Here is an 8,098-nt window from a genome sequence, read left to right on the forward strand (position 1 = left end):
CCTACAAGCCGCCCATTGCCAACACCGAGTCGCTGCTCAAGCACCAAGGCGACAAGCTGGACGTGGGCCAGGTGGTTGCGGAAAGTGGCGTACCCAACACCCGATTGGCGGTACGCGCCAGCGCGTTGGAGGGCACAGGCCCCGACCACACGTTCTCGGCCTACCTACAGGAAGCATTGGTCAGTGAACTCCAGGCAGCCGGGCGACTTGACCATCACGCCGCTACGCGCATCGATGCCACGCTGACCCGGAACGAACTGGACAGCAGCGGTTTCAGCAAAGGTATGGCGAACCTGGGGGCACGCTTTGTCGTGATACGCGACGGCCACCCCATCTACGACAAGACACTGACGGCAGAACATGAGTGGGAGTCGTCGTTCCTTGGCGGCGTCGCCATCCCGGCGGCCATCCAAAACTACCCCGTCGTCGTGCAGAAGCTCGTTGGCAAGCTCTTCCTCGACCCTGATTTCATCAAGGCCGTGGATGGCGATGTGTCATCGGCAGGCAACAACGCTCCCTGAGGCTTGAGCCGGTCCGGCATGGGCGATTGACAGTAGCGTGAAGAACAAAGGGGCAGCGTACTTCTTTCCAAGGAGGCGAACGCTGCCCCTTTTCTGCAGAGGATCGCCCATGAGCTCATCTACAAGGGCGGAATGTGCATCCTGGGTTCGGGTCGCAAGCGGACTTTACCTGGCAAGTCCACAGTCGACCTTCCGGATAATTCCGTCAACAAAGTAGAGAGTCAGTTCGGCAAATCCGCCGCCGACCCATCCTGGCTTGGCTCTTCCCAGAAAGTATGTCCACTGGCCATCGCCCTTTGCGCGGCCCGACGGTGCTGCGCTTTGCACGAAGTCGGGTCCCCCCCCAGATAGCGACGATTTGTTGTCTTGGAGTCCCAACAAGTGATGTGCTGTCACGCGGGCACGAAAAGCGGGAGGTATCTCCCATAGGAAGTGACCGGACGTACGTGAGCTTCGCGCAGACGTCCAAAAGAACGTCTGGCAGGTCGCCTCCCGCGTAAGCAGCGCAATCTGACGAAGTACTCGACTTCGGATGGCGCGTCATTTCCGCGTCATCCATAGCTTTGAACAAGGCATCGAGCTCTATCCGTTGGCAGGCTTTGTCACAGGGTGGCTCCTGGTGGGAGGACTCGGCCTGCGCAATGGCTCTCGAACTGCAAAGGGCAAGCACTACGATCCAGACAAAACCACGTAACGCGCGGGACATGCCCCCTCCCTTGTTGTGCCCATGCCTAGGTGTGCTCCAGGTTGCGGCTTCAGCCGCAGTCGAAAGCAGACATGTCACGTCAGGACGGGCGCGAATCAGCGATGTCGGCAGCGATCGCAAGCCAAGCTTTTGAGTCGGCGCGAACGCCCACCCGGAAGCAGCCGAGCAACTCCAAACCATGACTGCGGATTAATGACCTATACAGGCGACCGGAACGCGACTCGCGTCGCTCTCCTGGCAGGTTGTAGCAACCGCAGCCGGCTCCGGCGTGGGCGAGTTCGACCTGTAGGGGAGATTCGCCGGAGGCGGTACAGGCCTTGTGGCGCCGGTTTTCTCTGCTGCCATCGATAGAGCCAATTTTGCAGCAAACTCGAACGCTCCCCGCGACGCCTGTTCAAGCCTTGAGGAGCCGTCTGACTGAAAAACCGGCAGCGGCGATGCAACGCCAGTAGCTACAGATGACATTGATCGCGAAGCGAATGGATCCACGCCAGACGCCAAGGGAGCACGCAATGGCTCGTGGTATCCACTGGCGGCCACCGGCTTCACAACCGTGCCTCCATCTTCAAGAACTTTTAGCGCGGGCGCTGGTGAAACAAGGCCAGTCGCGGCCGTTGGCGCCACCAAGTGGATGCCATTCGCCGGAACGTCCTGCGCACAGGCCGCCGAAGCCAACAGCCACATAGAGCTACAAAGTACCCATGCGATCCTGCGTTGTTCCATCGGTTGCATCCCTCAATCCATCGACGTTGATTATGCTTCCAAGCCACATGGACACCCGCATTCCGGTCATCTAGGCGCAGGTCAGTTCGCCTGACGGCTTGTGCGCTGCATGCAAGCATCCTCCCACCATTCTGCCGACGGCAAGCTCACTTCGCCAGTAGCTACTGATTTGGGAAGCGAGTCATCCGCGTCTTCAACGCGGTGGCCATCGAAGATGTGTGGTGTCGGAGCGGTAATTAGCCGAGATTCTTGAACCTGGCTGTCCATTGCCCTCTATTTCCCAGGCATCGGCGCGCTGGCATTTACACCTGCACTGAAAATCTTCGGCATCGCCGTGATGCTCACGGGCTTTTGCATCCGCCGGGCCGGCATGTGGACGCTGCGGAAATCCTTTTCGGCCAACGTGGCGGTGCAGAGCGATCACCGGCTGGTGATCGCGGGGCCGTATCGCTGCGTGCGGCCCCCCGGTTACTTCGGCGGCTGGCTGGGCTTTGTCGGGCTGGGTCTGGCGCTGGGCAACGGGGCAGCCCCTGCGCCACTGATACCGGGAAATAAATGGGCGGGTCCGGCGCATCGCGACTGGCGCGAATGGATTCCGTACCCACCGGTAACGCTGGATGGAAGCCCGCTATTTGCAAGGCGTTCCCGCCAACTCTCCGTTTAGTCGCTGCGATGACCGCCACTTCGACGGGGTAGCGCTGAGGTCGCCGTTTGCTCCAACAGCGCATCCACGGCGTTGGCCACCGCCACGGGCTGATCCAGTTGGATATCGTGCGATGCATGGTCAACCAGGATGCGTCGGCCATGAGTGGTCGTGGCTAGAATCTTCGCTTGGGTTGCATCTCTCGCCGCCGCCAGCGTCTGTCGAATGTCGCCGGGGGCGTCCGCATAGGTATCGGAGGCCGTCAGTACGATCACGGGCAAGTCGCCCAGAGTTTCGCTGGGTGATACTGGCTGACCATATATGACTGCGTTGTCCCGAAGCTCCGATTCCAAGGTGCGCCAAAACACCGGTTTGAATTTATATGCAGCAATGCTTGCGTTCACCTTGGCGCTTGCGAGCGGATTGCCGACAGCGACGCACGCCGCTAGTGCGGTCGGTGGCGATGCCAGCTGATGTTTTTCGGCGCCGGCCTCACAATGGTCGATAAAGCTAAACCGTTGCTCGCTCATCTGAGCTTCTTGCCTGGCCCACTCCGGCGCAACTGACGCTACATCCTGAGCTGGCGGGTCAATCAGGACCATTCCGCTCAGATCGGCTGGATATCGCTGCGCATACAGTCGAGCGATATTGCTTCCCCTGGAGTGTCCGACCAGCACCAAGGGCGTATGGAGCTTTGCGTGCTGGATCAATGCATGCAGGTCCGCAACTTCCGCGGCAAGGTCTCGCGGCAAGGGCCCTCCATCGCTAAAGCCATAACCGGCTCGATCGTAGGAACACACCTTGGCAGACGCTGCCAACAGCGGCTGCAACTTGAACCAGGTTGTGGTGTCGGCATGCGATCCAGCTTCAAGAATCACGGTCTGAGGGCCGCTTCCCTCGCAGCGCAAATTCAATCTTCGGCCCGGCGCAATCTCGACGAGGGTTCCAGCCTTGGCGTAGCTGTCCGAAACGCGTTCGGGCACCGCGACAGGTGCGCCACCGCCAGCATACGCGCAGCCCGCAAAAGCCATCCACAGGACTGCTTGTCCTGTCCTTCGAAGTGCTACGTTCAAGGCTATCCCTCCGATGTGTGGAAACTCGTTGAGTCGCCGGCTCAGTACCTCTATCGATTCAATGGACGTATAAAAGTTCACCGCGACGGGTACAGCGACCAGCGTGACCTCTACCTTCCGCCAGCGGGACTAGACGATGCATGGTGCTCTTTCGCCAGATCGCAAAGGCAATGAGCACAGCAAAGCGGGGTCAGCGTGCACATCCCGGCAATCATTGAAGTTGGACACCAAGTCCGCGCTGATATCGCTCTTGCTTTGCTTGTACGGCGAACAGTCCGCCTTGGGTCGAGAGCGGGTGTTGCAATCACCGCCGGCCCTCATGGGGCCAGGTAGAAATCCATGGGGATAAGCTCCACGGCCCACCCGCATTCTTCGCCCAGCGTGGCAGCCGGGTGCATGGATGCGATGCGCAGCGCCTCGTCGCGGCTGTCCGCCTCGATGATGAACAAGCCACCCACTACTTCCTTTGACTCGGTGTAAGGCCCATCGCTGACGTGCGTCTTGCCGCTGCGCGGGCGAAGGGTGGTCCAGGTGGAAAGATCGCCAAGCGACGCCGAAACCACAACCTTGCCAGTAGCGCGCATCGTCTCGTCCAATGCAGGGCATTGGCTCACCAGTTCCTTGATGTCGTGTGGCGCCATCGCAGCGAACTTTTCGGGAGCGAAGTAGGCTAGGCCGAGGTATTTCATTGCAGATCCTTCGAGTGGTTATGCACTGACGACGAAGCTGATGATCGGAAATCGACAAGACTCTGGGGGCGCTTGTAGCGGGTCTTGTCCAGCCGGTCCGGTTGGGGTCGCGAGCGGATGTCGCGAGTATTGGCCGCGACGGGAACGGACCTTTCCATAATATGGCCGCAAGCGCCCTTGCCCCCTGGTCAGCACCAGGGGCAGTGATCGCCGGGATGGGTGTTCACTCCGACCGGAATCCGCAATCAAGACCAGCCATGGCAGCGAGATGCCGACCGGCTGGGTGAGCAAGTGCGCCGCCGCGCAGCGCCCAGGCCTGCAAAGAGGCTATCGGGGCGACCTTGCAACTATTGGCCTACCGGCCCCCAACGTCGCGCCGCCGGACGACCGGCGTAGCGCAACAAGGACCATGCCCTGGTGCCCGCGTGAGGATGGAGCCTGCTTGGGGACGCAGCTCGCCGCTGAGCCATCGACCCTACCCGCGTGTGTATGCACCAAAGGAGATAGGAAAGAACGAACTTGACGGCAGCGGGTGCAAGTCACGACGCTACCGACCACGGCCTAACGGAGTTGAGGTGCCCCATGTGGCGTGACCCGGAAGACCTGAAGGAAAACTCGGCATGGTCAACCGCCGCGCCCGAACAGGAGGTAGACGGACTGCGCCCGCAGACCACCGTCTGCTTCTATGCCGATGAGCATTTCCCGCCGCGCGCGGTCGAATTGCTACGTTCCGTGGGGGCCGCCGTGCAAACCGCCGCCGAGGCCAACCTGCTGGGCCAGCCGGCGCATGCGCATGCTGCGCATGCCTTGCAACGAGGCCTGGCGCTGTTCACCTGCGACCGCGACTTTTTGGATGACGGGCAGTTCCCGTTGCCGCACAGTCCGGCGATCTTCGTGTTCCAGTTTGGCGAAGGCACGCCCTCGGACATTCGGCGCGCCTTCCGCTGCCTCGCCCCCGTGCTTGCCGCCGCTCCGCTTCATACGGCGCGCTGCAAGGTGGATGCCGGACGCGACTGTTGGACCGAACGCTTTCACCAGGCCGACGGCGTAAAAACGCGCACGCGCCGGCTATGGCATGGGCGTTTGCAGCAGTGGGTGGCTTAGGGAAAGCCCGAGCCCGTCGTACGCGTGCGCGACCGATGCCGAGGGCGACCCAGCTTTATCGCGATGCAGTCGCGGCCCCCCCTACACACCCGCGGGTATCCGCCATGACGAACGACTGGGCCTCCACGGCGCCCATCCATGGCCGCCCCACCCACGGGTGCGCCGGACGGGTGCGGCGTTCCCTGCAGGCAGCAACGCGGGCTGCCGCCGCATCGGCGGCCCGAATAACCTCGTGGAGGGCATGCGGCAATCGATACGGCTATCGCAAGCTGCCGACGAGGTGCTGCGCGACGGCGCGATGATGATGGTCCTTCGATTTGCCCCCGTTTCTCAGCGACGCCTTTGAAAAGGGCAGATAGACGTTCCACTCGACGCCTGATTCAGGCAGCCCTGCCGCCAAGGCTGCCCCGATCGCCCCCGCACAGGCGCCACCGTCCCGCCGCGGGAAATCCGGCCGCCAGCAAGGACTACATATCGAGACACCCAAGGCCACGCCATCACCACGGCAACTACTGACGTGACAAATTCAGATAGTAAGCTTAGGCGAGCTTTGCTTATGCTCCACGCACACGGCACGGGGTTGCCCATCCATGCCTCGAGTGACCCAGGAGCGCCAGGCATTGAGTACGTCCCCCTACACCGGAAGCCTCGCTTGCGTCGGCATCGGCATCACCCTGGGTTCGCACATCACGGCGCTTGCGCGCAGCCATGTCGAGACGGCCGAGGTAGTGTTCGCTGGCGTGTCCGACGGCGTGGTAGAGCTGTGGCTCAAGGAGATGCACCCGGACGTACGCAGCCTTCAGCCGTATTACCGCGAGGGCAAATCGCGCCTGCAAACCTATCGCGAGATGGTCGATGCCATCCTCGCCGAAGTGCGCGCGGGCAAGCGCGTATGCGCTGTGTTTTACGGCCACCCGGGCGTGTTTGCCTGGGCTCCGCACCGCGCGGTGAAGGAAGCCCGCGCCGAGGGCTATCGCGCCCATATGGAACCGGGCATTTCGTCCGAAGATTGCCTGTATGCCGATCTCGGCATCGACCCGGGCAGTGTTGGCTGCCAGCATTTCGATACTACCCAGTTCATGGTGTATCGCCGCCAGGTGGACCCTACCGCTTGGCTGATCCTGTGGCAGATCGGGCTGGCCGGGGAGCTCAGCAGCCGCCAGTTCGCCACGGGGCCGGCCCACCGTCAGGTGCTGGTGGAGGTGCTGGCCCGGCACTATCCGCTGGACCACGAGGTCATCATCTATCGCGCGGCCACCTTGCCATTGCAGTTACCGCGCGTGGAGCGGCTGCCGCTGTCGCGGCTGCCTGAGATCGATCTCAATGGTGCCGACACCCTGGCCGTACCGCCCGCCAGGCCGCTGGAAAGGGACCCGGATATCGAAGCGCGCCTGGCCGCGCTGGCCGCACAGCCAGGCTGAAACCATTCGCTCTCAGCCTATGCCTGTCTAGACATTTTTAGCTGTAAACAGCGCTATGATCCCCTCCTCCTAGTTCTCCCCAGGGGAGGGGTAGCACTAGAAGGGGAGAGGTCGCGTGGCATTCCACGATCATCAGGGGGAAACTCACCATGTCCAGCGTTATCGAATTTCTGGAACGCTTGGGCGCTGACGCCCAGCTGCGTTACGCCTCCCAAGAAGAACTTGTCGCCGCTCTCGAAGCCGCCCAGGTCAATGCCGAACTGGGCGCGGCGATCATCGCCAAGAGCACCGCCGAGCTGTATGCGCTGCTGGACCAGCAGCCGATGTTCCATACGCAGAACAATCCGGGCCGCGAGGACGAGGAAGAAGACGACGAAGGCGAGGACGAGGAAGAGAAGCCCTCCTCACGCAACGCCGTGCCGCGCGTCTCGGCGCACGCCTGATCCGGACATGCCTCGGCAACGCAAAACGTGCCGATGGTATGGCGTGGGAGTCGCCGCACTCCTGGGCCTGAGCATGGGCACGGCGGTCGCCGCCGTGTCCACCTCCGAAGCGCCCGAACAACTTTTGCAGCGTGCGTTGGACATCAAGACGTCCAATCACCCCGAGTTCCTCAAGATCCTCGATCACCTCTCTCGGGAATCGGGTGACCTACCGCTCGATGACCAGTGGAAGCTGCGCTACCTGGAAGCCTGGCAGGCCGCTTTCGATGGCAATTACGCCCGCGCCAGCGTCACCCTGCGCAGCATTGCCGAACAGGCACCGGACGTTGCGCTGCGCTTGCGCGCCAACGCCACCCTGCTCAACATCTTCGGCTTTGGCCACCGCTACGAAGAAGCCTTTATCCAGCTGAACCAGCTGGCCGAGCTCCTGCCACAGGTCAACGACAAGGACGCCCGCTACAGCGCCTTGGGCGAAGCGGCCCAGTTTTTGATTATCGCCCGGCAGCACGACCAGGCCGTCGAATACGCCGAGCGGATGCGCCAGAACGTGCCGGATGGCAAGAATGCCTGCCGCGCCGACTATTACCGGCTGCATGCACTGTTCCATAGCGGCAAGGGCCAGCTCAACCGCTCGCAGTTCCAGAGCGTGGTGGATCAGTGCGTGCAAGGCGGCGAAACGCTGTTCGCCAACGCCGCGCGCAGCGACATGGCCACCCTCGATATCCAGCAAGGACGCGCCGCCGATGCCGTGCACCTGCTGGAGAGCTACTACGCC

The 8,098-nt window shown here is 62.1% G+C and carries 7 protein-coding genes and 1 pseudogene; 6 read left to right on the forward strand and 2 right to left on the reverse strand.

The genetic code is table 11. The annotated features are described in order from the left end of the window. Positions 1-521: hypothetical protein (locus JHD67_RS20365; protein WP_199100994.1), on the forward strand; the 521-nt coding region annotated here is incomplete at its 5' end. Positions 522-2,278: 1,757 nt separating this feature from the next. Next, entirely contained in the window at positions 2,279-2,614 is a 336-nt protein-coding gene (locus tag JHD67_RS20370; protein ID WP_343214411.1) for an isoprenylcysteine carboxylmethyltransferase family protein, read from the forward strand. On the opposite strand, the gene JHD67_RS20375 is transcribed toward JHD67_RS20370, so the two are convergent. Further along, a complete protein-coding gene (locus JHD67_RS20375; RefSeq protein ID WP_199100996.1) occupies positions 2,611-3,624 on the reverse strand; it encodes an alpha/beta hydrolase in 1,014 nt (337 codons plus the stop codon). The genes JHD67_RS20370 and JHD67_RS20375 overlap by 4 nt on opposite strands. A gap of 359 nt (positions 3,625-3,983) precedes the next feature. Next, the gene (locus tag JHD67_RS20380) at positions 3,984-4,355 is read right to left on the reverse strand and encodes a YciI family protein (RefSeq protein ID WP_199100997.1); all 372 of its coding nucleotides are present in this window, start codon (positions 4,353-4,355) and stop codon (positions 3,984-3,986) included. 582 nt (positions 4,356-4,937) lie between these two features. On the opposite strand from JHD67_RS20380, the gene JHD67_RS20385 reads away from it, so the two are divergent. The 4 genes and pseudogenes from JHD67_RS20385 to JHD67_RS20400 form a co-directional block, all read left to right on the forward strand. Beyond that, positions 4,938-5,459, forward strand: a complete 522-nt coding sequence (locus JHD67_RS20385; protein ID WP_199100998.1) for a DUF5615 family PIN-like protein — start codon at positions 4,938-4,940, stop codon at positions 5,457-5,459. A 590-nt stretch (positions 5,460-6,049) separates the two neighbouring features. Beyond that, positions 6,050-6,880 (forward strand): SAM-dependent methyltransferase, encoded by an 831-nt coding sequence (locus JHD67_RS20390; protein ID WP_199100999.1) that lies wholly within the window; start codon positions 6,050-6,052, stop codon positions 6,878-6,880. 149 nt (positions 6,881-7,029) lie between these two features. After that, positions 7,030-7,323, forward strand: coding sequence for a hypothetical protein (locus tag JHD67_RS20395; RefSeq protein ID WP_199101000.1), 294 nt, complete (start codon positions 7,030-7,032; stop codon positions 7,321-7,323). A 43-nt stretch (positions 7,324-7,366) separates the two neighbouring features. Beyond that, positions 7,367-8,098, forward strand: a pseudogene (locus tag JHD67_RS20400) (hypothetical protein); the annotation flags it as partial.

The sequence above is a fragment of the Dyella sp. ASV21 genome (assembly GCF_016428975.1).
GTDB lineage: Bacteria > Pseudomonadota > Gammaproteobacteria > Xanthomonadales > Rhodanobacteraceae > Dyella.